This window comes from Lentzea sp. NPDC055074 (assembly GCF_053608005.1).
On record NZ_JBSGUQ010000029.1, the window covers coordinates 25280 to 49699 of the forward strand.

The 24420-nt window shown below is 68.4% G+C and carries 20 protein-coding genes; 3 read left to right on the plus strand and 17 right to left on the minus strand.

Annotated elements, in window-relative coordinates:
* The first annotated feature begins 86 nt into the window (after positions 1-86).
* The gene (locus ACWF7A_RS41155) at positions 87-1925 is read left to right on the plus strand and encodes a 2-oxoacid:acceptor oxidoreductase subunit alpha (protein ID WP_452255892.1); all 1839 of its coding nucleotides are present in this window, start codon (positions 87-89) and stop codon (positions 1923-1925) included.
* Complete coding sequence (locus ACWF7A_RS41160; RefSeq protein WP_452255893.1) at positions 1922-2971, plus strand: 2-oxoacid:ferredoxin oxidoreductase subunit beta; 1050 nt, start codon at positions 1922-1924, stop codon at positions 2969-2971. The genes ACWF7A_RS41155 and ACWF7A_RS41160 overlap by 4 nt, the downstream gene beginning before the upstream one ends.
* A gap of 75 nt (positions 2972-3046) precedes the next feature.
* Here the strand turns inward: ACWF7A_RS41160 and ACWF7A_RS41165 are convergent, their stop codons facing one another.
* On the minus strand, positions 3047-5167 hold the full coding sequence (locus ACWF7A_RS41165) for a sunset domain-containing protein (RefSeq protein WP_452255894.1): 2121 nt from the start codon (positions 5165-5167) through the stop codon (positions 3047-3049).
* Between the two features lie 145 nt (positions 5168-5312).
* On the opposite strand from ACWF7A_RS41165, the gene rarD reads away from it, so the two are divergent.
* Positions 5313-6236, plus strand: coding sequence for an EamA family transporter RarD (gene rarD, locus ACWF7A_RS41170; protein ID WP_452255895.1), 924 nt, complete (start codon positions 5313-5315; stop codon positions 6234-6236).
* A gap of 11 nt (positions 6237-6247) precedes the next feature.
* Here rarD and ACWF7A_RS41175 read toward each other — a convergent pair whose 3' ends face one another.
* From ACWF7A_RS41175 to ACWF7A_RS41250, 16 genes are all read right to left on the minus strand, one after another.
* Positions 6248-7213, minus strand: coding sequence for a polyprenyl synthetase family protein (locus ACWF7A_RS41175; RefSeq protein WP_452255943.1), 966 nt, complete (start codon positions 7211-7213; stop codon positions 6248-6250).
* Positions 7214-7268: 55 nt separating this feature from the next.
* Entirely contained in the window at positions 7269-8846 is a 1578-nt protein-coding gene (gene nuoN, locus ACWF7A_RS41180) for an NADH-quinone oxidoreductase subunit NuoN (RefSeq protein WP_452255896.1), read from the minus strand.
* A 1-nt stretch (position 8847) separates the two neighbouring features.
* Positions 8848-10416, minus strand: coding sequence for an NADH-quinone oxidoreductase subunit M (locus tag ACWF7A_RS41185; RefSeq protein ID WP_452255897.1), 1569 nt, complete (start codon positions 10414-10416; stop codon positions 8848-8850).
* Complete coding sequence (nuoL, locus tag ACWF7A_RS41190; RefSeq protein ID WP_452255898.1) at positions 10413-12350, minus strand: NADH-quinone oxidoreductase subunit L; 1938 nt, start codon at positions 12348-12350, stop codon at positions 10413-10415. Before nuoL ends, ACWF7A_RS41185 begins: the two co-directional genes overlap by 4 nt.
* 10 nt (positions 12351-12360) lie before the next feature.
* Positions 12361-12660, minus strand: a complete 300-nt coding sequence (gene nuoK, locus ACWF7A_RS41195) for an NADH-quinone oxidoreductase subunit NuoK (RefSeq protein WP_030473209.1) — start codon at positions 12658-12660, stop codon at positions 12361-12363.
* Complete coding sequence (locus ACWF7A_RS41200; protein WP_452255899.1) at positions 12657-13505, minus strand: NADH-quinone oxidoreductase subunit J; 849 nt, start codon at positions 13503-13505, stop codon at positions 12657-12659. The genes nuoK and ACWF7A_RS41200 overlap by 4 nt, the downstream gene beginning before the upstream one ends.
* The gene (gene nuoI, locus ACWF7A_RS41205; protein ID WP_452255900.1) at positions 13502-14035 is read right to left on the minus strand and encodes an NADH-quinone oxidoreductase subunit NuoI; all 534 of its coding nucleotides are present in this window, start codon (positions 14033-14035) and stop codon (positions 13502-13504) included. The genes ACWF7A_RS41200 and nuoI overlap by 4 nt, the downstream gene beginning before the upstream one ends.
* Positions 14028-15332, minus strand: a complete 1305-nt coding sequence (nuoH, locus tag ACWF7A_RS41210; RefSeq protein WP_452255944.1) for an NADH-quinone oxidoreductase subunit NuoH — start codon at positions 15330-15332, stop codon at positions 14028-14030. The genes nuoI and nuoH overlap by 8 nt, the downstream gene beginning before the upstream one ends.
* A gap of 23 nt (positions 15333-15355) precedes the next feature.
* Positions 15356-17803, minus strand: a complete 2448-nt coding sequence (locus ACWF7A_RS41215) for an NADH-quinone oxidoreductase subunit G (RefSeq protein WP_452255901.1) — start codon at positions 17801-17803, stop codon at positions 15356-15358.
* Complete coding sequence (nuoF, locus tag ACWF7A_RS41220; RefSeq protein ID WP_452255902.1) at positions 17800-19080, minus strand: NADH-quinone oxidoreductase subunit NuoF; 1281 nt, start codon at positions 19078-19080, stop codon at positions 17800-17802. Before nuoF ends, ACWF7A_RS41215 begins: the two co-directional genes overlap by 4 nt.
* A 10-nt stretch (positions 19081-19090) precedes the next feature.
* Positions 19091-19810, minus strand: a complete 720-nt coding sequence (nuoE, locus tag ACWF7A_RS41225) for an NADH-quinone oxidoreductase subunit NuoE (RefSeq protein ID WP_452255903.1) — start codon at positions 19808-19810, stop codon at positions 19091-19093.
* Positions 19807-21204 carry an NADH-quinone oxidoreductase subunit D gene (locus ACWF7A_RS41230; protein ID WP_452255904.1) on the minus strand — a complete coding sequence of 466 codons (1398 nt, stop codon included), beginning with the start codon at positions 21202-21204 and terminating at the stop codon, positions 19807-19809. The genes nuoE and ACWF7A_RS41230 overlap by 4 nt, the downstream gene beginning before the upstream one ends.
* Positions 21201-21950 (minus strand): NADH-quinone oxidoreductase subunit C, encoded by a 750-nt coding sequence (locus tag ACWF7A_RS41235; protein WP_452255905.1) that lies wholly within the window; start codon positions 21948-21950, stop codon positions 21201-21203. Before ACWF7A_RS41235 ends, ACWF7A_RS41230 begins: the two co-directional genes overlap by 4 nt.
* Positions 21947-22498 (minus strand): NuoB/complex I 20 kDa subunit family protein, encoded by a 552-nt coding sequence (locus tag ACWF7A_RS41240; protein ID WP_452255906.1) that lies wholly within the window; start codon positions 22496-22498, stop codon positions 21947-21949. The genes ACWF7A_RS41235 and ACWF7A_RS41240 overlap by 4 nt, the downstream gene beginning before the upstream one ends.
* A 7-nt stretch (positions 22499-22505) precedes the next feature.
* A complete protein-coding gene (locus ACWF7A_RS41245; RefSeq protein WP_030478224.1) occupies positions 22506-22871 on the minus strand; it encodes an NADH-quinone oxidoreductase subunit A in 366 nt (121 codons plus the stop codon).
* Positions 22872-23136: 265 nt separating this feature from the next.
* Positions 23137-24402, minus strand: coding sequence for a geranylgeranyl reductase family protein (locus ACWF7A_RS41250; RefSeq protein WP_452255907.1), 1266 nt, complete (start codon positions 24400-24402; stop codon positions 23137-23139).
* Positions 24403-24420 lie beyond the last annotated feature (18 nt).

Here is a 24420-nt window from a genome sequence, read left to right on the forward strand (position 1 = left end):
GGTACACGGCCCGTCTCGCAGGCGGTCCTGGCGACTACCCTCGTGGTGGGGCACGGCCACCCTTGGAGAGAGGTATCGGCGTAGGAATGAGCACTGAGACTCGCAAGCTGGATCGCGTTGTGATCCGCTTCGCCGGCGACTCCGGTGACGGCATGCAGCTCACCGGAGACCGGTTCACGTCGGAAGCGGCGGCGTTCGGCAACGACCTCGCCACCCAGCCCAACTTCCCCGCCGAGATCCGCGCACCACAGGGCACCCTGCCCGGTGTCTCGTCGTTCCAGCTGCACTTCGCCGACTACGACATCCTGACGCCCGGCGACCGTCCCGACGTTCTCGTCGCGATGAACCCGGCCGCGCTCAAGGCGAACGTCGTCGACCTGCCGGACGGCGGCATCCTCATCGTCAACACCGACGAGTTCTCGAAGCGGAACCTGACGAAGGTCGGGTACGACTCGAACCCGCTGGAGGACGACTCGCTCGAGAAGTTCCAGGTGCACAAGGTCGCCATGGCGACCTTGACCATCGGAGCGCTCGAGGAGACCGGCCTCGGCAAGAAGGACGCCGAACGCGCGAAGAACATGTTCGCGCTCGGCCTGCTGTCGTGGATGTACCACCGGCCGACCGAGGGCACGGAACGGTTCCTGCGCGAGAAGTTCGCGAAGAAGCCCGACATCGCCGAGGCCAACGTCCTGGCGTTCCGCGCCGGTTTCTACTACGGCGAGACGACCGAGGCCTTCGCGGTCACCTACGAGGTGGCGCCCGCGAAGCTCAACGTCGGCACGTACCGCCAGATCACCGGCAACACGGCGACGGCGTACGGCATCGTCGCGGCGGCCCAGCTCTCGAAGCTGCCCGTCGTGCTCGGCACGTACCCGATCACGCCGGCGTCGGACATCCTGCACGAGCTGAGCAAGCACAAGAACTTCGACATCACCACGGTCCAGGCCGAGGACGAGATCGCGGGCATCGGCATCGCCCTCGGCGCGTCCTACGGCGGTGCGATCGGCGTGACGTCGACGTCCGGCCCCGGCATCGCGCTCAAGTCCGAGACCATCGGCCTCGGCGTGATGACCGAGCTGCCGCTGCTCGTGATCGACGTCCAGCGCGGTGGCCCGTCCACCGGCCTGCCGACGAAGACTGAGCAGGCCGACCTGCTGCAGGCGATGTTCGGCCGCAACGGCGAGTCGCCCGTGCCGATCGTGGCGCCGCAGTCCCCCTCGGACTGCTTCGACGCCGTGGTCGACGCGACCAGGATCGCGCTGAAGTACCGCACCCCGGTGCTGTTCCTGTCCGACGGCGCGATCGCGAACGGCTCCGAGCCGTGGATGGTCCCGGACGTCGAGACGCTGCCGGACCTCACGGTCGAGTTCGCAACCGACCCGGAGAACTTCCAGCCGTACTCCCGTGATCCGGAGACGCTGGCCCGTCCGTGGGCCGTCCCCGGCACCCCTGGTCTGCAGCACCGCATCGGCGGTCTGGAGAAGCAGGACATCACGGGCAACATCTCGTACGACCCCGAGAACCACGACAAGATGGTGCGCCTGCGCCAGGCCAAGATCGACGGCATCGAGGTGCCGGACGTCGTGGTCGAGGACCCGGACGGCAACGCCAAGGTCCTCGTCGTGGGCTGGGGTTCGTCCTACGGCCCGATCGGCGCGGCGGCACGCCGGGTCCGCAAGCTCGGCCTCCCGGTCGCGCACGCGCACCTGCGGCACCTCAACCCGTTCCCCAAGAACCTGGGTGACGTGCTGAAGTCGTACGAGAAGGTCATCGTCCCGGAAATGAACCTGGGGCAGCTGGCGTTGCTGCTGAGGGCGAAGTACCTGGTGGACGCCGTGTCCTACACCAAGGTGCAGGGCCTTCCGTTCAAGGCGGAGGAGCTGCAGGACGTGCTCGCTGACGTGATCAAGGGGGTGTCGGCGTGACTGCGATCGATATCGGACTCCCCGGCCTGACCGGGGTTCCCACGACCGACGAGAAGCAGTCGGCCAGGGACTACAAGTCGGACCAGGAAGTGCGCTGGTGCCCGGGTTGTGGCGACTACATCGTGCTCAACACCATGCAGTCCTTCCTGCCGACGCTGGGTCTCAAGCGCGAGAACATCGTGTTCGTCTCGGGCATCGGGTGCTCGTCCCGCTTCCCGTACTACATGAACACGTACGGCATGCACTCCATCCACGGCCGTGCGCCGGCCATCGCCACGGGTCTCGCCGTGGCCAGGCCGGACCTGAGCGTGTGGGTGGTGACCGGTGACGGCGACGCGCTGTCCATCGGTGGCAACCACCTGATCCACACGTTGCGGCGCAACGTGAACCTCAAGATCCTGCTGTTCAACAACAGGATCTACGGCCTCACCAAGGGCCAGTACTCGCCGACGTCGGAACCGGGCAAGGTCACCAAGTCGACGCCGATCGGCTCGGTCGACCACCCGTTCAACCCGGTGTCGCTGGCACTGGGCGCGGAGGCCTCGTTCGTCGGTCGCGCGATGGACTCGGACAAGGCCGGTCTGACCTCGGTGCTGCGCCAGGCCGCCGAGCACCGCGGGTCGGCGCTCGTGGAGATCTACCAGAACTGCCCGATCTTCAACGACGGCGCGTTCGACGTGCTGAAGGACGCGGACGAGGCGGAGCGGCGGATCATCCACGTCGTCGACGGCGAGCCGATCCGGTTCGGCCGTGAGGGCGAGTACTGCGTGGTGCGCGAGGGCTTCGGCCTCGCGGTCGCGAAGTCGGCGGACGTGGACGCGAGCGAGATCGTCGTGCACGACGCGTCGGACCTGAACCTGTCGTTCGCTCTCTCGCGGTTGTCGACGCAGGACCTCACGCACACCGTCACGGGCGTTTTCCGCCGTGCGGACCGTGCGACGTACGACGACGGCGTGCGCGCCCAGGTCACCGAGGCCAAGGCCTCCAAGGCCGCGGACCTGAGCAAGCTGTTGCACGGCAAGGACACCTGGACCGTGGTCGGCTAGACCCCGGAACGCGGAAAGGCCCCCACCGAACGCGGTGGGGGCCTTTTTCGTGGCCTCTGGGCGGAAGCGCCCGGATCACGGAGCCGGGCGGAACCCGGCCTTCTCCGCGTCGGCCTCGGTGCGGAACCACACGTCGGCGCGGGTGTCACCGAAGTTCGCGGAGCCCTCGGAGTAGTAACGACGGCCGGTCAGCGTGGCCTTCACCGCGAAGTCCTCGGCCGGCGCGTGGCCGTCCGACTTCGGCAGCACCGAGCCGGGACCGAACGGCGAACGCGGGTTGAAGCCCTCCGGCTGCTGGAACCGGGCCGGCGCTGTGGCGGGCGTCCCGTTCGGACGACCGCCGGTGGACGGCGAGAAGCCGACCGGACGCGGACGCTGCGGGAGTGCGGCGGCCGCGGGCTGGGGCTCCTGCTTCGGGGACTCGAACGCCGAGAACGCCGGGAAGCTCTGCTGGCGCTGCGGTGTCGTGCGACGGGCCTCGCGGATCGGCAGGCCGGCCTCGGTGTGCCGCGGCGGCAGGTCGACGGGCTCGGGGTCGGGCTCCGGCGGGGCGGCGAGCAGCGGCTCGTCGCTCGGCACGAACTTGGGCACGAACGGCTGGTCGTTGCTCGTGTCCGGCAGCGTGCGGGTCTGGCCGAGAGCGGGCAACGGCTCGTCGGCCTCCAGCAGAGGCTCGAACAGCGAGCGCCGCGGCTCGGCCACCGGAGCGGCAGGGGCTGCGGGAGCGGCGAGCGGGACCTCGATGCCGTGCGAGAAGGCAGCGCCGACGGTGCGTGGCGTGCGCTCCTGCGTCTCCTCGTTCTCCACGCGCGGCTCGAACGCCGAGAACGGCGCGGGCGGCGGGGCACCGGGAGCCGTGAACGGCTGGGAGAACATCCCGGTGTACTCGGGCTCGACGAACTCCTCGTAGACCTGCTCGGGCTCGTAGGTCTGCTCGGGTTCGGGAGCCTGCTCCGGCTCCTCGTGCCGCGCGTGGGCGGACTCCTGCTCGACCTCGGGCTCGGCGAACAGGTCCTGCTCTTCGGCCAGCGTCGACTCGAAGACCCCGTTGCGCACGCTCGGCGCGTCCAGGTCGGCCGGTTCGACGATCGGCTCGATCAGTCCGGTCTGCTCGGCCGGGGACTCCGGCTCCACCTCGGACGACGGCTCGGAGAACCCGTCGAGCTGGCCGGAGATCTCGTCACGCAGGCCGGGGTACTCGCCGGTGAGGTCGTTGTCCGGCCAGCTGCTCTCCTCGACGGCGATGAACGTCGTCTGCTCGGAGCGGGTGCGGGCGGGCTCGTCCTCCTGCTCGGCGGCCTCGTCGAGGTAGGTCTCCGGCTCGTCCTGCGACCAGACCTCGCGCGGCTGGTAGATGAAGTCGTCGGCCTGCTCGTCGACCTCGGGCCCCGCGGTCGGCACGCGGGCCGGCGCACCGGGCTCGGCGACCGGTTCGACCGTGGGCACGTACGACGTCTGCTCGGCCGGGAGCTCCGGTTCGTCGTCGAAGTCCGCGGCCTCGAGGCCGGAGTTCGACAGGACCGTCGTCTGCTCGGCGGGCGTCTCCGGCGGGACCTCGCCCGGCGTGATGCGCTCGAACAGCGAACGGGGGCGGTCGTCCTCGGCGTCGGCCAGTGCCTTCTGCTCGGCGAGCTGCTCCTCGAAGCGGCGCTGGGCCTCCTCGGGCTCGAGGTACTGGCGGACCGGCGCGGCCGGCTCCTCCTGCACCTCGTGCTGGGCCTCGAACGTGGTCGTCTCGAAGGACGACTGCTCGTACTGGGCCTGCTCGTAGGGCGTCTGCTCGTAGGGCGTCTGCTCGAACGGCTCGGGCTCGGGCTCCTCGACGACGGGAGCCGGCACGGGCACCGGGACGACGGGGAGCGGCGGCGGCGCGGGGGCCGGCACGGGCTCACCGAAGTAGGCGGGCGGCTCGACGTACGGCGCGGGCGCCGGCGGGAGCGCCGGAACGGGCTTGGGCGGCGTCAGCACCTCGTCGCTCAGCGACCGCGGTGGCGCGGCGTCCCAGTCGTCCACCTCGAAATCGGCGTCGTCTGCCTTCGCCCCGACCGGCGCGGCGGAACGACGCGCGTCGAGAAGTTGATCATCCAGGTCGGCGATCTGCTTTCGTGCGGGGCGCACCATCACCAACCAGGTGAGCAGCACTCCCGCAACGAAGGACAGCAGGCTCCACAGCCAGACCTGCCCGAAGATGTTCACGGGTAAGCCCCTTCTACGACCACACTCCGACCCCACTCACTCGGAAGGGTGAGCATGGCCAAACTACAGTGCCTTTGATGATGCTCCGTCACTACGCCGTTCAGCGCAAATAACGGGTGGAAAGCCCAGCGTAGAGTGGGATTTTGTGCCCCCTCTGACAACCTCGGCCATCACTTCGCCAGAAGTTCACACCCAGGGGCGAGGCACCACCTACGGCGCACTCGCCTACGTCCTTTGGGGCTTGTTCCCGGCGTACTGGCCACTCCTCGTACCGGCCCAGCCGATCGAGGTGCTGGCGCACCGGATCGTCTGGTCGTTCGTCACACTCGCCATCGTCGTCGCGATGCTCCGTCGGTGGCGTCCTTTCCTCGAACTATCCGGAAAGGGCTGGCTCATCGTTACCGCAGCGGCCGTTCTGATCACGGTCAACTGGGGCACGTACATCTACGCCGTCAACAGCCATCATGTCGTCGAGGCCGCGCTCGGCTACTTCATCAACCCGTTGGTGAGCGTGGCACTAGGCATGATCTTCCTCAAGGAACGATTGCGCATCACCCAGGTGGCCGCCATCGGCGTGGCGGTCCTCGCTGTGATCGTGCTCACCATCGACTACGGCCGGGTGCCGGTGATCTCGCTGATCCTGGCCTGCTCGTTCGGCACCTACGGGTTGCTGAAGAAGAAGGTGCCGCTGGACGCGATCTCCAGCCTCACCGCGGAGAACGCCGTCATCGCGCCGATAGCGTTGATCTACCTGCTCACGCTGGGCAGTGCGAACACGTTCACCACCGCCGGCACCGGTCACGTCCTGCTGCTCCTCAGCACCGGCGTTGTGACGGTGATCCCGTTGCTGCTGTTCGGCGCCGGTGCTCGGCTGATCCCGCTGAGCACCATGGGCATGCTGCAGTACATCGCGCCGATCCTGCAGTTCGCGTGGGGTGTGTTCGTCGTGCACGAGCCGATGCCGGCCAGCCGGTGGATCGGGTTCAGCCTGGTGTGGCTGGCCCTCGCGGTCTTCACGTTCGACGCCATCAGGAACCGGCGCAAGCAGGTGCTCGCGCCGGTCAGCTAGGCGCGGTCCTGTCAGCGAGAACGCTCCACGACGTACGTGGCGAGCTCCTCCAGCGCGTCCCGTGCGGCGCACTCGGGGAGCTTGCCCAGCTCGGTGCGAGCCCGGTCCGCGTAGTCGTCCAGAGTCTCGCGGGCCTTGTCCATGCCGGACGACTTGCGCAGCAGCGACAGGGCCTCGTCGACCAGCTCGTCCTCGGTGATCGGCCCCGCCAGCAGCTCGGCGAGCCTCGTCTCGGACGGGTCAGCCAGCGCGTAGAGCATCGGCAGCGTCTTCACGCCCTCGCGCAGGTCGGTGCCGGGGGTCTTGCCGGACTCGACGGACGGCGACGCGATGTCGATCACGTCGTCCGAGATCTGGAACGCGGCCCCGATGACCTCGGCGTAGCGGCGCAGCGCGTCCGTCTGGTCCTCGGTCGCGTCGGAGAACATGCCGCCGAACCTCGCCGCGGTGGCGATCAGGACGCCGGTCTTCTCCTCGATCACCCTGAGGTAGTGGGAGATCACGTCCTCGCCGAGCTGCGGGCCGACGGTCTCGCGCATCTGGCCGGTCACGAGGACCGAGAAGGTCTCGGCGATGATCCTGGCCGCGTCCGTCCCCAGGTCGGCCGTCAGCCGGGACGCGTGGGCGAACAGGAAGTCGCCCGTCAGGATCGCGATGCTGTTGTCCCACTTGACGTTCGCGGAGACCGCTCCGCGGCGCATGGTCGCCTCGTCCATGACGTCGTCGTGGTAGAGCGTCGCGAGGTGGGTGAGCTCGACCACAGCGGCCGCCTTGATGACCTTTTCCCGGTCCCAGTCGGCGCCGAACTGCGATGCGAGCAGTGTGAAGAGCGGGCGGATCCGCTTCCCGCCCGCCTCCACAAGGTGAAGCGAGGTTTCCGTGACCGGGTGGAACTCGCTCTGCACGACGTCGTGCAGGATGCGCTCCACCTCGGCCAGGCCGTCCTGGACTACCTCGGTGAGCACGGGGTCCACCAACGCGAACCCCGGTCCCTCATGCTCGCTACTGGTCACACCAGCAGACTACGTACACCTAGCTGAGGAAGGTGCCGGTACCCGCCCAATCGAGCACGAACGTGGGCCACAAACCCAGCACCAAGGTCACGACGGCACCCAACGTGATCGCGATCGTGGTGAACGCGCCGGGCACCGTGACGGTCGGGCCGTCCGGGGCCGGGTCGCTGAAGTACATCAGCACGATCACCCGCAGGTAGAAGAACGCCGCCACGGCCGAGGCCACGAGAGCGATCACCACGAGCGGCGTGAGGCCGGCGTCGATCGCCGCGCTGAACACGACGAACTTGCCGATGAAGCCGGACGTCAGCGGGATGCCGGCCAGGGCCAGCAGCAGGAACGTGAAGGTGGCCGCCACGATCGGCGACCGCTTCGCGAGGCCCGCCCACTGCGACAGGTGCGTCGCCTCGCCGTCCGAGTTGCGGACCAGCGACACGATGCCGAACGCGGCGATCGTGGTGAAGCCGTACGCCAGCAGGTAGAACATGGTCGCGCTCACACCCGGAGCGTCGCCTTCCGGCGTCAGGGCGATCGAGCCGATCAGCAGGAAGCCCGCGTGCGCCACCGAGGAGTACGCGATCATGCGCTTCACGTCGGTCTGCGTGAGGCCGAGGATCGCGCCGATCACCATCGAGACGACCGCGACGCCGTAGAGCACGCCACGCCATTCCCACTGCGTGTTCTCGAACGCCACCGTGAGCACGCGCAGGATGCCGCCGAACGCGGCGACCTTCGTGCACGCGGCCATGAACGCCGTCACCGGCGTCGGCGCGCCCTGGTACACGTCCGGGGTCCAGGCGTGGAACGGACCGACGGCGGCCTTGAACAGCAGGCCCACCACCAGCAGGCCGAAGCCCGCGAACAGCAGCGTGTCGGAACGGTCGGTGCCGGCCGCGGCCGTGGCGATCGCCGAGAGCTTCACGGAACCCGCGTAGCCGTAGAGCAGGGCCACGCCGTAGAGGAAGAACGCGGAGGCGAAAGCGCCGAGCAGGAAGTACTTCACGGCCGCTTCCTGCGAGAGCAGGCGACGGCGGCGAGCCAGGCCGCACAGCAGGTACAGCGGCAGCGACAGGACTTCCAGCGCGATGAACATCGTCAGCAGGTCGTTCGCCGCGACGAACGTCATCATGCCGCCGAGCGCGAACAGCGTGAGCGGGAAGACCTCGGTCTGCATGCCGGTCTTCGTCGCCTGCGCGCGGTCCTGCACGGTGCCGGGACGGATCGCGGCCTGCGCCACGAACGCGCCACCGGGCTCCACCGAGCGGTCCGCGATCAGCAGCACCGAGCCGAAGCCCAGCACCAGCAACGTGGCCCACAGGAAGAGCGACGGCGAGTCGACCGCGATCGCGCCCGACAGCGTCGCGACGCCCTGCTCGGGACGCTCCGACGTCGCGTAGAGGATCAGCGAGCCGACGGCACCGACCAGCGTCACGAGCGTGAGCACGAGCTGCACGGCCCACCGCTGGTGCTTGGGCAGCAACGCTTCCAGCAGCACGCTGACGCACGCCGCGCCGAGCACGATCAGCAGCGGCGCGATGGCGCCGTAATCGATCTCCGGCGCCTCGATCGTCTGCGCCTGAGCGACGAGAAGGTTCACGTCACTTGCCTTCCTGCACGGTGACCGGGTCGGTCACGCCGACCTCGGTCAGCGTCGCCCCAACGGTCGGGGTGATGACGTCGAGCACCGGCTGCGGGTAGAACCCGAGGGCCAGCACGATGACAACGAGCGGTGCCAGCACGGCGATCTCGCGCTTGGTGAGGTCGCCGATGGTGGTCTTCTTCTCCGGGTCGCCGACGGCTCCCGGACCGGCTGCCGCACCCACGAGCGCGTCGCCGCGCAGCGGGCCGGTCATGATCCGCTGGTAGAGCCACAGCACGTAGAGCGCCGCGAGCACCATGCCGACCGTCGCGATGATCGTGAACACCGGCTGCGTCGGGAACGAGCCGATCAGCACGAGGAACTCCGAGACGAACGAGTTCGTGCCCGGCAGCGACAGCGTGGTGAGACCCGACAGCAGCAGCATGCCCGCGAGCAGCGGGGCCACCTTCGACATGCCGCCGTAGTCGGAGATCAGCGACGAACCACCGCGCGCGATCACCATGCCGACCACGAGGATCAGCATGCCGGTCGAGATCGAGTGGTTGAGCATGTACGACACCGAGCCCACGCCCGCCTGCGACGTGAACGAGAAGATGCCGAGCGCGATGAAGCCGAAGTGCGCGATCGAGACGTAGGCGAGGAACCGCTTCATGTCCCGCTGGCCCGTGGCGAGCAGCGATCCATAAAGGACACCGGCGACCGCGAGCACGAGCACGAACGGCGCCAGGTTCTTCGACGCCTCCGGGAACATCGGCAACAGGTAGCGCAGCATGCCGAACGTGCCGACCTTGTCCAGGATGCCGACGACGATCACCGTGACGCCGATGGGCGCCTCGGCGGCCGCGTCGGGCAGCCAGGTGTGGAACGGCACGAGCGGTGCCTTGATCGCGAACGCCAGGAAGAAGCCGAGGAACAGCCAGGTCTGCGTCGTCGAGTCGGCGTCGCGGACCACGGTCACCAGGGTCGCCCAGTCGAACGTGCCCTTGCCCAGCTCGTCCGACGCCATCGCGTAGGCGCCGATCGCGGAGGCCAGCATGATCAGGCCGCCGAGGAACGAGTAGAGGAAGAACTTGACCGCCGCGTACTGCCTGCGCGCGCCGCCGTAGCCGCCGATCAGGAAGTACATCGGGATCAGCATGACTTCGAAGAGCACGTAGAACAGGAAGACGTCGGTGGCGGCGAACACCGCGACCGTCACGGCCTCCTGGATCAGGATCAGCGAGAGGTACCCGCCCTGCGAACGCCCGGCGGGCAGCTTCTCCGTCCAGCCGGCACCGATCACCAGCGGGATCAGCAGCGCGATGACCGCGATCATCACCAGCGCGATGCCGTCGATGCCGAACTGCAGCCGCACGCCGAACGCCGGGATCCAGTCCACGCCGGTGGCGAGCTGGATGCGGTCGCCGTCCGGGTCGTAGGCGGTCCACAGCAGAACGGCGAGCACGAGCTCGACGATCGAGAACGCCAGCGCGACGAGCTTGGCCTTCTTGTCGTCCTTGCGCAGGAACGCCACCACCAGGGCGCCGACCAGCGGCACCACCAGCAGTGCGATCAGAACCCAGGTCACGAGAACCTCACCACCAGGAGCGCCCCGAGCACGAAGATCGAGCCCAGCAGCATGGACAGTGCGTAGGAGCGGACGAACCCGGTCTGCAGCCTGCGCAACCGGCCGGAGCTACCGCCGAGCAGCGCCGCGGTGCCGTTGACCAGACCGTCGACGCCCTTCAGGTCGAGGTACACCAGCGCGCGGGTGAGCCAGGTGCCCGGCCGCGCGAAGAGAGCCTCGTTCAGTGCGTTGCCGTAGAGGTCCGCACGGGCCGCGCGCACCGGGAACGACACGCGCACCGGACGCTCGACCGGCTGCTTGCCGCGGCCGAAGAGCAGGAACGCGAGTCCGGCACCGACGAGCGCGAGCACGACGGTCAGGATGCCGACCATGCCGTGCGAGATCACGCCGTGCTCCTCCTTCAGCTCGCCCAGCGAGGGCTCGAGCCACCCGGCGAGACGTCCGCCGGAGGAGAGGAACCAGCCGCCACCGATGGAGCCGACCGCCAGGATGATCATCGGAACGGTCATCGACAGCGGGGACTCGTGCGGGTGGTATTCCTTGCCGTTCTCCGCCTTCAGTTCCTTCCAGCGGGGCTTGCCCAGGAAGACGAGGATCAGCAGGCGCGTCATGTAGAACGCCGTCAGCGCGGCACCGAGCAGAGCCACGCCACCGAAGACCCACGGCCGCCAGCCCTCACCGGTGAACGCCGCCGCGATGATGGCGTCCTTCGAGAAGTAGCCCGCGAACGGCGGGATGCCGATCAGCGCGAGGTAGCCCAGCGTCCAGGTGACGAACGTGATCGGCAGGAACTTCGCGAGCCCGCCCATGCGGCGGATGTTGCCCTCGTCGTTCATGCCGTGCATGACCGAGCCGGCACCGAGGAAGAGCCCGGCCTTGAAGAAGCCGTGCGTCAGCAGGTGCATGATGCCCAGCGCGTAGCCGATCGGGCCGAGGCCCACCGCGAGGATCATGTAGCCGATCTGCGAGACCGTCGAGTACGCCAGGACCTTCTTGAAGTCGTCGTAGGCGCAACCGATGATGCAGCCGATCAGCAGCGTGACCGCACCGATGATCATGACGACCAGACGGCCGTCCTCGCTCAGGTTGTAGAGCGGGTTGGAGCGGGCGATGAGGTACACGCCCGCGGTGACCATCGTCGCCGCGTGGATCAGGGCGGACACCGGGGTCGGGCCGGCCATCGCGTCCGGCAACCAGGCCTGGAGCGGGAACTGACCCGACTTGCCGCAGGCGCCCAGGAGCAGCAGCAGCGTGATCGCGAGGACCTCGGCGGAGGAGAACTCGCTGACGCGGCTGAAGACCTCGGTGTACTGCGTCGTCCCGAGCTTGTTGAACATCAGGAAGATCGCGATCGCGAGGCCCAGGTCGCCGACGCGGTTCATCAGGAAGGCCTTCTTGGCCGCCGACGCCGCTTCCGGCTTGTACTGGTACCAGCCGATCAGCAGGTACGAGGCGAGACCGACGCCCTCCCAGCCGAAGTACAGGGTCACGAAACCGTTGCCCAGCACCAGCAGGAGCATCGCGGAGACGAAGAGGTTGAGGTAGGCGAAGAACTTCCGCCTGCCTTCCTCGTGCGCCATGTAGCCGATCGAGTAGATGTGGATCAGCGAGCCCACACCGGTGATCAGCAGCACGAACGTGAGCGACAGCGGGTCGAGCCGCAGTCCGAACTCGACGGTCAGCGCGTTGACGTCGATCCAGTCCCACAGGTGCAGGTTCTGGACGCGCTCCTCGGGGTTCGAGACGCCGAGGGTCGTGAAGAACAACGCGAGCGCGTACGCGAACGACGCCAGCAGCGTGGCGCTGCCGAGCAGGTGACCCCACTTGTCGGCGCGCTTGCCACTGACCAACAGCACCGCCGCACCGAGAGCGGGCAGCGCGAGCAACAACCAGGCGAAGCTCGCGACCCCGCTGGCGACAACAGGTTCCGTCACCGGTGACCCCTCAGTACTTCAGCAGGTTCGAGTCGTCGACCGAGGCCGAGCGACGCGTCCGGAAGATGGACATGATGATCGCGAGGCCGACGACGACCTCCGCCGCGGCGACGACCATCACGAAGAACGCCATCACCTGACCGTCGAGCGAGCCGTTGATCCGCGCGAACGTCACGAGGCTCAGGTTCACCGCGTTGAGCATGAGCTCGACGCACATGAAGACCACGATGGCGTTGCGGCGCACCAGGACGCCGACGGCGCCGATGCTGAACAGCAGTGCTGACAGCAGCAGGTAGTAGGTGGGGGTCACGACTCACTTCCCTTGAGCGCGTGCGCGTCCGCCTGGTGCCCGGTGCCGGCCACGTCGGCGACGTCGTCCGAGAGGGTCGACTTGTCGGTCGCCTCGATGACCTCGAACAGCGACTCCTCCGCGACCGTGCCGTCGGGCAGCAGCGCGGGGGTGGCCACCGAGTTGGCGGTGGCGAAGACGCCGGGGCCGGGCAGCGAGCCGACCCGCTTGCCGTCCTGGAAGCGCTCCTCGACGAGTTCCTTCTGCGTCTTCTTGGCGGGCTTCCCGTCGCGGCCGACGAAGGCCAGGATCATCGCGCCGAGGGCGGCGGTGATCAGCAGGGCCGACGTGAGCTCGAACGCGAACAGGTACTCCGTGAAGAGCTTCGAGCCGATGTTGCCGACGTTGCCACCGTTGGTGGTGTTCACCTCGGCGAGGCCGCGGGCGTCGACACCGGTCAGCGCGCGGCCGACCGAACCGACCAGCAGCACGGCGAACCCGATGCCGAGCAGCGCGGCCGCGAGCCGTTGTCCCCGGATGACCTCGACGACGGAGTCCGAACTGTCGCGGCCGACCATCATCAGCACGAACAGGAACAGCATCATGATCGCGCCGGTGTAGACGATGATCTGCACGAAGCCGAGGAACGGCGCCTGCTGGATCATGTACAGCACACCGAGGCTGAGCATCGTCACGACGAGCCACAGCGCGGAGTGCACCGCGTTGCGCGCGAAGAGCATGCCGAGCGCGCCGGCCAGCGCGAGCGGGCCGAGGACCCAGAACGCGATGGCCTCGCCCGTGGTGACGGTGTCGACCACGCGCTGCACGGGCTCCGGCTGCTGCGCGAGGAGCGTCAGGAGGCTCACTTCACGTCCTCCGCTGCTTCCTGGGCCACCTTCGCCAGCTGCGGGCCGTTCACGTAGTAGTCCTGCTCGTTGTCGCCGAGCCGCATCGGGTGCGGCGGCTGCTCCATGCCGGGCAGCAGCGGGGCGAGCAGGTCCTCCTTGGTGAAGATCAGGTCCTGGCGGTTGTCGTCGGCCAGCTCGTACTCGTTCGTCATCGTGAGCGAACGGGTCGGGCAGGCCTCGATGCACAGGCCGCAGCCGATGCAGCGCAGGTAGTTGATCTGGTAGTCGGCGCCGAAGCGCTCACCGGGCGAGAAGCGTGCCTCTTCGGTGTTGTCGCCGCCTTCGACGAAGATCGCGTCCGCGGGGCAGGCCCACGCGCACAGCTCGCAGCCGACGCACTTCTCCAGCCCGTCCGGGTGCCGGTTGAGCTGGTGACGTCCGTGGAACCGCGGCGCGGTCACCTTCTTGACCTCGGGGTACTCCTCCGTCACCACCTTCTTGAACATGGTGCCGAAGGTGACTCCGAAGCCCTTGAGGGAATCAAACATCCCCCTCAGCCTCCTTACCGGTGGTGACGGCTGCCGTCTCCTTGGGGAGGGTGGCGACCTTGACCTTGCGCTTGGGCGCTGACTTGGGGACGACGAGGTCGAGCGGCGGCACGGGGAAGCCGGAACCCGCGAGCGGAACGCCCTTGGAGTCCTGGACCTTCTTGTCCGGCAGCAGGAACGAGACCAGCAGCACGAGGCCGACGATCACGCCGAGCGCGATGAGCCGCTGCGCCGTGGAGAGCTGCTGGATCGCGCCGGTGCGGATGACCGCGACGGCCATGATCCAGATGAGGCTGGTCGGGACCAGCACCTTCCAGCCCAGGCGCATGAACTGGTCGTAGCGCATGCGGGGAAGCGTGCCGCGCAGCCAGATGAAGATGAACAGGAAGCCCAGCGTCTTGATGATGAACCAGAGCAGGCCCCACCAGCCGGTGTTCATGAACTCGCCGCTCCACGGGGCGTGGTAGCCACCGAGGAAGAGCGTGGTCGCGAGCGCCGAGACCGTCACCATGTTCACGTACTCGGCGAGGAAGAACAGCGCGAACTTCAGCGAGCTGTACTCCGTGTGGAAACCACCGACGAGTTCCGACTCGGCCTCGGGGAGGTCGAACGGGGCGCGGTTGGTCTCGCCGACCATCGACACGACGTAGATCGCGAAGCTGGGGAAGAGCAGGAGGCCGAACCAGCCGGGCGCGAACCCGAGCACGGTCGTCGCCTGGGCGCCGACGATGTCACCGGTCGACATCGAGCCGGTGAACATGATCACCGCGACGATCGACAGGCCCATCGCGATCTCGTAGGAGATCACCTGCGCGGCCGACCGCAGCGCGCCGAGCAGCGGGTACGGCGAGCCGGAGGCCCAGCCGGACAGCACGATGCCGTAGACGCCGATCGAGGAGCAGGCGAGCACCACGAGCACGCCGACCGGGAGGTCGACGAGCTGCAGCGCGGTCTGCTCGCCGAACAGGTTGACCTCACCCGCGAGCGGGATCACCGAGAACGCGAGGAACGCGGGGATGCAGGAGATCACCGGGGCGAGGAAGAACACCCACTTGTCCGCGAGGACCGGGCGGATGTCCTCCTTGAACGCGAGCTTCAGACCGTCCGCGAGCGACTGCAGCCAGCCGTTCGGGCCCACGCGGTTCGGGCCGGGCCGCTGCTGCATCCGCGCGACGACCTTGCGCTCCCAGTTGATCATGAACAGCGTCATGACCACGAGGAACGCGAAGATCGCGACGACCTTGACCAGGATCAGCCAGAACGGGTCGTCCGCGAGGAGCTTGGCGGTTTCGCCGATCTCCGCTGCGTAGACGTGCTGGGTCATTGCTTCACCCCACTGACGGAGACGATCGAACCGTGGCCCGCGCCGAGCGTGCGGCGCACGGTCACGTCACCCGAGTTGGTGGGCAGCCAGATGACGCCCTCGGGCAGGTCGTCGGTCTCGACCGGGAGCGTGATCGCGCCGCGGTCGGTGGACACGGTGACCTGACCACCGGAGGTCAGCCCGAACTGCTGCGCGGTGCCCTCGGCGACCTTCGCGACGACCGGGCGGGCCGTACCGGCGAGGTGCGGCTCGTCGACCTGCAGCGAGCCGTTGCCGATCAGGCGGTGCCAGGTGGCGAGCACGGCCTTGCCGGGACCGGCCGGGGACACCAGCGGCGCGGCGACGTTGAGCGACGAACCGCTCGGCGTCCCCTCGCCCAGGCGGGCCAGGTCGGCGGCGGAGGCGGCGGGCGTCTGCGTGAACAGGTCCGCGTCCATCTCCACCGCGAGGGTGTCGAGCACGCGGCAGTCCGGCAGCGCGCCGGTGCCCTCGAGGGTCGTGCCGAACACGCGGTGCCGGCCTTCCCAGTTGAGGTAGCTGCCGGCCTTCTCGACCGCGGGGGCGATCGGGAGCACGACGTCGGCGTACGCGGTGACCGCGCTCGGACGCAGCTCCAGGCTCACGATGAAACCGGCCCCCGCCAACGCCTTCTCCGCGAGCCGCGGGTCAGGCAGGTCGAACGGGTCGACGCCGCCGACCACGAGGCCGGACAGCTCACCGTTCGCGGCGGCCTCGAGGATGCCGGTGGTGTCGCGGCCGGGCGTCGCGGGCAGCGAGCCCTCCTCGACGCCCCAGGTGCGCTCGACCTCGGTGCGCGCTGCGGCGTTCGCGACGTGGCGACCGCCGGGCAGCAGGTTCGGCGTGGCACCGACCGCGAGCGCGCCGCGCTCACCGGCACGGCGGGGAATCCACGCGACCTGGGCGCCCGTGCGCTCGGCCAGCCTGGCGACCGCGGTGAACGCGCCGGGGATCACGGCGGCACGTTCGCCGACGAGGATCACCGCACCGGGCTTGCTCAGCAGCTCGACGACGTCGGAAGCGTGCTCCGGCAACGCGTTGATGGCGTTCGCCTCGGCACCGGGCACGCAGGCGAGCAGCGTGCCGAACGTCTTCTCCACGGCCGGGGTCGTGAACTGGCCGAGGTGGAAGACCTTCGTGCCCTTGCGGGCCGCCTTGCGCAGGCGCAGGAAGACGATCGGCGCTTCCTCCTCGGGCTCGAACGCGACCAGCAGAGCCGCCGGTGCCTTCTCGATGCCCTGGAAGGTGACGCCGTTGTCCGGGTTCGTGAACACCGTGGTGCCGGACAGGAACTCCAGCTCCTCGGCGCTGTGCGGCCGGGCGCGGAAGTCGATGTCGTTGGTGTTCAACGCGATGCGGGCGAACTTCGAGTACGCGTAGGCGTCCTCGACGGTCAGCCGGCCACCGGTGAGGACACCGACGCCGTTCGCGTCCCGGGCCGCCGTCAGACCGGCCGCCGCGACCTGCAGCGCCTCGGTCCAGGACGACTCGCGCAGCTCGCCGCTCTCCGCGTCCCGCACCAGCGGCCGCTTGATGCGGTCACCGGTGGTGGCGTAGCGGAAGGCGAACCGGCCCTTGTCGCAGATCCACTCCTCGTTGACCTGCGGGTCGTCGCCGGCGAGCTTGCGCTGCACCTTGCCGCGCCGCCAGTCGGTGCGCTCGGCGCACCCGGAGGAGCAGTGCTCGCAGACGCTCGGCGTCGACACGAGGTCGAACGGCCGGGCGCGGAAGCGGTAGGCGGCGCTCGTCAGGGCACCGACCGGGCAGATCTGGATGGTGTTGCCCGAGAAGTACGACTGGAACGGCTTGTCCTGCGCCACACCGATCTGCTGCTGCGAGCCGCGCTCGAGCAGTTCGATGAACGGGTCGCCGGCGATCTGCGCGGAGAACCGGGTGCAGCGCTGGCAGAGCACGCACCGCTCGCGGTCGAGCAACACCTGCGTGGAGATGTTGATCGGCTTCGGGAACGTCCGCTTGTGCTCGTGGAAGCGGGAGTCGCTGCGGCCGTGGGCGATCGCCTGGTTCTGCAGCGGGCACTCACCGCCCTTGTCGCAGATCGGGCAGTCCAGCGGGTGGTTGATGAGCAGCAGCTCCATCACACCCTGCTGGGCCTTGTCCGCGACCGGCGAGGTCAGCTGGGTCTTCACGACCATGCCGTCCGCGACCGTCATCGTGCAGGAGGCCTGCGGCTTCGGCATCGGCCGGCCGCCCATCTCGACCTCGACGAGGCACTGGCGGCAGGCGCCCGCGGGCTCCAGCAGCGGGTGGTCGCAGAAGCGCGGGATGACCGTGCCGAGGCGCTCGGCCGTGCGGATGAGCAGCTCACCCTTGGGCGCGACGACCGTTTCACCGTCGATGACGAGCTTGACGTGCCCCTCGGGCACGACGACCTCTTCGGTGGTGGGCTTGTCAGGCGCGATGGTCATGCGTTCGCTCCAGCCAGGACCTTGGAGTTCTGGTCGCACAGGGCGAGGAACTCGTCCTTGAAGTACTTGATGCCACTGGTGATCGGGCTGACGGCACCGTCACCCAGCGCGCAGAACGAGCGGCCGAGGATGTTGTCGCAGACGTCGAGCAACGTGTCGATGTCGCTCGCCGTGCCGTTGCCCGCCACCATCCGCTGCAGGATCTGCACGAGCCAGTACGTGCCCTCGCGGCACGGCGTGCACTTGCCGCACGACTCGTGCTTGTAGAACTCCGTCCACTTCATGACGGCCCACGGCACGGACACGGTCTCGTTGAAGATCTGCAGGGCGGTGGTGCCCAGCATCGAACCGGCCTCGGCGGCACCCTCGAAGTCCAGCGGCACGTCGAGGTGCTCCGCCGTGAACAGCGGGGTGGACGAGCCACCCGGCGTCCAGAACTTGATCGGGATGCCGTCCTTCATGCCCCCGGCCATGTCGAGGAGCTGCCGGAGCGTGGTGCCCATCGGCGCCTCGTACTGGCCGGGCCGCGTGACGTGGCCGGACAGCGAGTAGATCTTCGGACCGGGTGAGCGGTCGCGACCCATCTCGCGGAACCAGTCCGCGCCACCGTTGACGATGAAGGGAACCGACGCGATGGTCTCGACGTTGTTCACCACGGTGGGCGACGCGTAGAGGCCCGAGGTCGCGGGGAACGGCGGCTTGAGCCGCGGCTGGCCACGACGGCCCTCCAGCGAGTCGAGCAGCGCGGTCTCCTCGCCGCAGATGTACGCGCCGGCGCCGGCGTGGATCACGACGTCGAGGTCGAACCCGCTGCCGAGGATGTCCTTGCCCAGGTAGCCCTTGGCGTACGCCTCGCGCACCGCCGCGTTGAGACGGCGGATGCAGTGCAGGACCTCACCGCGGACGTAGATCGCCGCGAAGTTCGCGCGGATCGCGTACGACGTGATGATCACGCCCTCGATCAGCGAGTGCGGGTCCGCCATCATCGTGGGGATGTCCTTGCAGGTGCCCGGCTCGCCCTCGTCGGCGTTGATGACGAGGTAGTGCGGCTTGCCGTCGCCCTGCGGGATGAAGCCCCACTTCATGCCGGTGGGGAACCCCGCGCCGCCACGGCCGCGCAGTCCGGAGTCCTTGCACTGCTGGATGAGCTGGTCCGGGTGGGCCTTCAGCGCCTTGGGCAGGGCGGTGTAACCACCGGTGCGCTCGTAGGTCTCGATCGTCCAGGACCTGGGCTCGGTCCAGCGCTTGGTGAGAACGGGAGTCAGCGGGTCGACCATTGGTGATCCCCTACTTCTTTTCCGGCAGGGCGGGGAACTCGGCGTTGGCCGGCATGGCCGGCGCGTCCCAGCCGCGTTCCTGGGCGATCTGCGCACCGGCCAGCGTCTCCGGCGCCGCCGACGGGCCGTCGAGGTCGGCGTCGCGACCCTCGAAGAACCCGGCGAGCTGGAGCTCGGCCTGCTTGAAGTCGGTGAGCGGGGCACCGCGCGTCGGGGCGGGCTTCTCCCCCGACTGCAACGCCTTCACGAGTCCCAGGGCCTTCTCGGGCGTCTGGTTGTCGTAGAACTCGTAGTTGACCTGGAGCACCGGGCCGAGGTCGCACGCGGCGAGGCACTCGGCGTGCTCCAGCGTGATCGAACCCGGCGTGCCCGGCTCGCCCGCGGTCTCCTCGTGGCCCACACCGAGGTGGTCCTTGAGGGTCTTGTAGATCGCGTCGCCGCCGAGCGCCGCGCACAGCGTGTTCGTGCAGACGCTTACGAGGTGCTCACCGCACGGCTTGCGCTTGTACATCGTGTAGAAGGTCGCGACCGCGCTGACCTCGGCCTCGGCCAGGTCGAGCTGTCCGGCGCAGAACCGGATGCCGTCCTGGGAGACGTACCCCTCGACCGACTGCACGAGGTGCAGCATCGGGAGCAGCGCACTGCGGGCCTGCGGGTAGCGGGCGATGATCGCCTGTGCCCGGTCCACAGCAGCCTGGTCGAACGCGGTGCTTTCAGCAGCCTGAGTCATCGGTCGCAACCACCCATCACGGGGTCGATCGAGGCGACGGACGCGATGACGTCGGCGACCATGCCGCCCTCGCACATCGCCGGCATCGCCTGGAGGTTCACGAAGCTGGGTTCGCGCAGGTGCACGCGCATCGGCCTGGTGCCACCGTCGGAGACGACGTGGTAGCCCAGCTCGCCGCGCGGCGACTCGACGGGCACGTACACCTGGCCCGCCGGAACCTTGAAGCCCTCGGTCACCAGCTTGAAGTGGTGGATCAGGGACTCCATGGACTGGCCCATGATCTTGCGGACGTGCTCGAGCGAGTTGCCCATGCCGTCGCTGCCGATCGTGAGCTGCGCGGGCCACGCGACCTTCGCGTCCTCGACCATCACCGGACCGGTCGGCAGGCTCTTCACGACCTGCTTGACGATCCTGAGCGACTGGTGGATCTCCTCGAGCCGCAGCAGGTACCGCGCGAAGCAGTCCGCCGCGTTCGAGGTCGGCACGTCGAACTGGTAGTTCTCGTAGCCGCTGTACGGGTCGATCTTGCGCAGGTCCCAGGCGAGGCCCGCGGAGCGCAGGATCGGGCCGGTGATGCCGAGCGCGAGGCACGCGTCGACGGGCAGGTAGCCCACGCCCGCGAGGCGGTTGCGCCAGATCGGCTGACCGGTGAGCAGCTTGTCGTAGTCCGGCAGCCGCTTTTCCATGATCTTGACGAACGAGGTGATCTTCTCGACCGCGTCGTCCGGCAGGTCCTGCGCGAGACCGCCGGGACGGATGAACGCGTGGTTCATCCGCAGCCCGGTGAGGTGCTCCAGCAGGTGCAGCACCTCCTCGCGCTCGCGGAAGCCCGCGGTCATGCCGGTGAGGGCACCGAGCTCCATGCCGCCGGTGGCGAGCGCGACGAGGTGCGAGCTGATCCGGTTGAGCTCCATCAGCAGCACGCGGACGGCCTGCGCCTTGTCCGGGACCGTGATCCCGAGCAGCTTCTCGACGCTCATGCAGTACGCCGCTTCGTGGTGCAGCGGCGCCAGGTAGTCCGTGCGCGTGATGAAGGTGACGCCCTGGACCCAGTTCCGGTACTCGAGGTTCTTCTCGATGCCCGTGTGCAGGTAGCCGATGACGCTGCGGGCGTGCGTGACCGTCTCGCCCTCGAGCTCCAGGACCAGGCGCAGCACGCCGTGGGTCGAGGGGTGCTGCGGGCCGAGGTTCATGACGATGCGCTCGTCGTGGACCGCGTCCGCGAGCACCTCGTCCCAGTCGCCGCCGGTCACCGTGTAGACGGTGCCCTCGGTGGTCTTCCGGGAGTCCGCGACCTCGGGGGTCTCGGTGCGGGTGGTGACGTCGTCCGTGCTGTCGCTCCCGGTCGAGCTGGTGTTCGTCCCGGTGGTGACGTCGGAAAGCCGCTCGGTCATGAGTAGGACCGCCTCTGGTCCGGCGGAGGAATCTCCGCGCCCTTGTACTCGACCGGAATGCCGCCCAGCGGGTAGTCCTTGCGCTGAGGGTGGCCGTCCCAGTCGTCCGGCATGAGGATTCGGGTCAGTCCGGGGTGACCGTCGTAGATGATCCCGAACATGTCCCAGGTCTCGCGCTCCTGCCAGTCCGCCGTCGGGTAGACCTCGACGAGGCTCGGCACGTGCGGGTGCTCGACGTCGACGGCGACCTCCAGCCGCACGCGGCGGCGGTACGTCATCGACGTGAGGTGCGTGACCGAGTGCAGGCGCTGCGGCACGTCGGCGCCGTAGTCCACGCCGGACACCGAGCTGCAGAGCTCGAAGCGCAGCGACGGGGTGTCGCGGAAGATCCGCGCGACCTCCAGCAGCGTCTCCGGCCTGAGGTAGAAGGTGATCTCGCCGCGGTCGACCGTCACCTGCTGCACCGTGTCGGCGGGCAGGTCCTTGTCCCCGATCGCGGCGAACAGCTCGTCCGCGACCTCGTCGAACCAGCCGCCGAACGGGCGCTCGGAGGGAGCAGCCACGTGGGCGGGCAGGCGCAGGCCGCCGAAGCCGGAGGTGTCACCGGAGCCGGTGACGCCGAAGAGGCCCTTGCGCTCCTTGCCCGCGAGGATCGGCGCTTTCGCCTTCGCCTCTGTCGGGTTGGTCTTCTCGAGGTCCTCTCCCGCGCGGTTGACGCTGGAGTGCTCTCCCCCTGGCTCGGTCACTTCTTCCTCGCAAAACGCTCGGACGACGGGATGAGATCGGTGCGGTAGCCCGAGTCGGCGAGCGCCTTGGCGCGCACGGCGCCGAGCGGCTCGTCCATGATCTTGGCGTGGATCTTGAGGATCGCGTCCATCAGCATCTCCGGCCGCGGCGGGCAGCCCGGCAGGTACATGTCGACGGGCACGACGTGGTCGACGCCCTGCACCACCGCGTAGTTGTTGAACATGCCGCCAGTGCTGGCGCACACGCCCATGGCCAGCACCCAGCGCGGCTCGGGCATCTGGTCGTAGATCTGCCGCAGGACCGGCGCCATCTTGTTGGTGACGCGGCCGGCCACGATCATCAGGTCCGCCTGGCGCGGTGAGGCCCGGAAGACCTCCATGCCGAAGCGGGCCAGGTCGTACCGCGGCGCACCCGTCGTCATCATCTCGATGGCGCAGCAGGCCAGGCCGAAGGTGGCAGGCCAGAGCGAGGACTTGCGGGTCCAGTTGACCAGCTTCTCGACGCTGACCAGCAGGATGCCGTTCGGGAGCTTCTCCTCGAGACCCATGACTTCCTCAGTTCCAGTCGAGGCCGCCGCGACGCCACACGTAGACGTACGCGAAGCCGACCGTGGCGACGAACAGGACGATCTCCACCAGCCCGAACAGGCCGAGCTTGTCGGCCGCTACGGCGAACGGGTAGAGGAAGACCATTTCGATGTCGAACAAGATGAACAGCATCGCCGTGAGGTAGTACGCGACGGGCATGCGCCCACCGCCCACCACCGGCTGCGGGCTCGGCTCGATGCCGCACTCGTACGCGTCGAGCTTCGCCTTGTTGTAGCGGCGGGGTCCGATGTAGGGAGCCGCGGTCACCGAGAACAGTGCGAACGCTCCGGCGAGCGCGAACATCAATACGAGGGGGAGGTAAGGGTCAAGCACGCTCCGTCGTCCTTTCCTCGCGGTCGCCCGCACCCTAAGGGTGTTGTTCTGCAGCACGTTTGTTAGGCGAACCTAACAAACGCTTGTGAAACAGTTCACAAGCTTGATCACACTGTTGTGAAGTGATTCACAAGCTCGATCGCCAGTGTAGAACGCCTGTAAATGACCTGGATCACAGGGTCTGACCTGGGTCTTTAACCTGGCGGACACAAACGAAACGGCACCGGCTCGTATTGAGCCGGTGCCGTCACCTATTCGGAGTAATTTACGCGCTGGGTGCGAGCTTCGTGGCGGCCACGATCAGCTTGTCCATTGAGTCGCCGTCCTTGGGGTCGTAGAGGCCCGCCAGCAGCTTGAGCACCAGTTTCATCAGGCGTTTCCGCGGCATTCCGTACTTCGTTGCGGTCCGCATGATCGCCGGATTACCGATGAGCTTCGAGAAGACGTTGCCCAAACGGTAGTAACTGCCGAGAGCCTCTTCGATGCGGACCGGGTAGCCGTGCAGCGCCCGTTCACGGTTGACGCCCGTCCGGGCGAGTGCCTGGACGATCGACTCGGACGCGATCTTGGCCGACTCCATGGCGTAGCCGATGCCCTCGCCGTTGAACGGGTTGACCATGCCGCCGGCGTCGCCGACGAGGACCATGCCCGCGCGGTAGTGAGGCTTGCGGTTGAGGCCCATGGGCAGCGCCGCGCCGCCGATCCGGCTGGTCGCGTTCTCCTCGCGGAAGCCCCACTCCTCGGGGGTGCCGTCGAGCCAGGACCGCAGCAGCTGGCGGTAGTCCGTCGTGCCGTAGGCCTTCGACGTGCTGAGAATGCCCAGGCCGACGTTCACGCTGCCGTCACCCATGCCGAAGATCCAGCCGTAACCGGGCAGCAGCTGCCCGTCCGGGGCCCAGAGCTCGAGATGGCTTTCGAGGTAGTCGTCCTTGGTGCGCGGGCTGTTGTAGTACCGGCGGACCGCGACGCCCATGGGCTTGTCGTCGTCCTTCTGCAGCCCGATGCTGAGGGCCAGACGTGCTGACACACCGTCACAACCGACGACGATCGGCGCGCGGTAGGTGACCGGGTTCTTTTCCGGTCCCTGCTTGGCCTCCACGCCCACGACCCGGCCGTTCTCCACGATGGCCTTCGTGACGGTGGTGTGCTCGTGCATGCGCGCGCCGGCCGCCTTCGCGGCGTTCGCGAGCATCTCGTCGAAGTCCATGCGGGGACGGACCACGCCGTAGTTCGGGAAGGTGGCCAGGTCCGGCCAGTCCAGCTCCATCGTGACGCCGCCGCCCACGACGCGCAGGCCCTTGTTGTGGAGCCAGCCGTTGCTCTCGCGGGTGTCGATGCCCAGGTCGATGAGCTGCTTGACGCCCCGCGGGGTGAGGCCGTCGCCGCAGACCTTCTCCCGCGGGAAGGTGCTCTTCTCCAGCAGGAGGACGTCGAGGCCCGCCCTGGCGAGGTAGGTGGCCGCGGTCGAACCCGACGGTCCCGCGCCGACGACGATGACGTCGGCGTCCTCGTTGATCCCGCGCCTGCTCATCCAGACTCCCTAACGTGT

Excerpts from the sequence above, each read along its gene's own strand:
- ACWF7A_RS41240 (WP_452255906.1), bottom strand. The coding sequence starts at position 22,498 with ATGGGTCTCGAGGAGAAGCTCCCGAACGGCATCCTGCTGGTCAGCGTC.
- nuoF (WP_452255902.1), bottom strand. The coding sequence starts at position 19,080 with ATGGTCGACCCGCTGACTCCCGTTCTCACCAAGCGCTGGACCGAGCCC.
- nuoE (WP_452255903.1), bottom strand. The coding sequence starts at position 19,810 with ATGACTCAGGCTGCTGAAAGCACCGCGTTCGACCAGGCTGCTGTGGAC.
- nuoI (WP_452255900.1), bottom strand. The coding sequence starts at position 14,035 with ATGTTTGATTCCCTCAAGGGCTTCGGAGTCACCTTCGGCACCATGTTC.
- ACWF7A_RS41155 (WP_452255892.1), top strand. The coding sequence starts at position 87 with ATGAGCACTGAGACTCGCAAGCTGGATCGCGTTGTGATCCGCTTCGCC.
- ACWF7A_RS41215 (WP_452255901.1), bottom strand. The coding sequence starts at position 17,803 with ATGACCATCGCGCCTGACAAGCCCACCACCGAAGAGGTCGTCGTGCCC.
- ACWF7A_RS41250 (WP_452255907.1), bottom strand. The coding sequence starts at position 24,402 with ATGAGCAGGCGCGGGATCAACGAGGACGCCGACGTCATCGTCGTCGGC.
- ACWF7A_RS41230 (WP_452255904.1), bottom strand. The coding sequence starts at position 21,204 with ATGACCGAGCGGCTTTCCGACGTCACCACCGGGACGAACACCAGCTCG.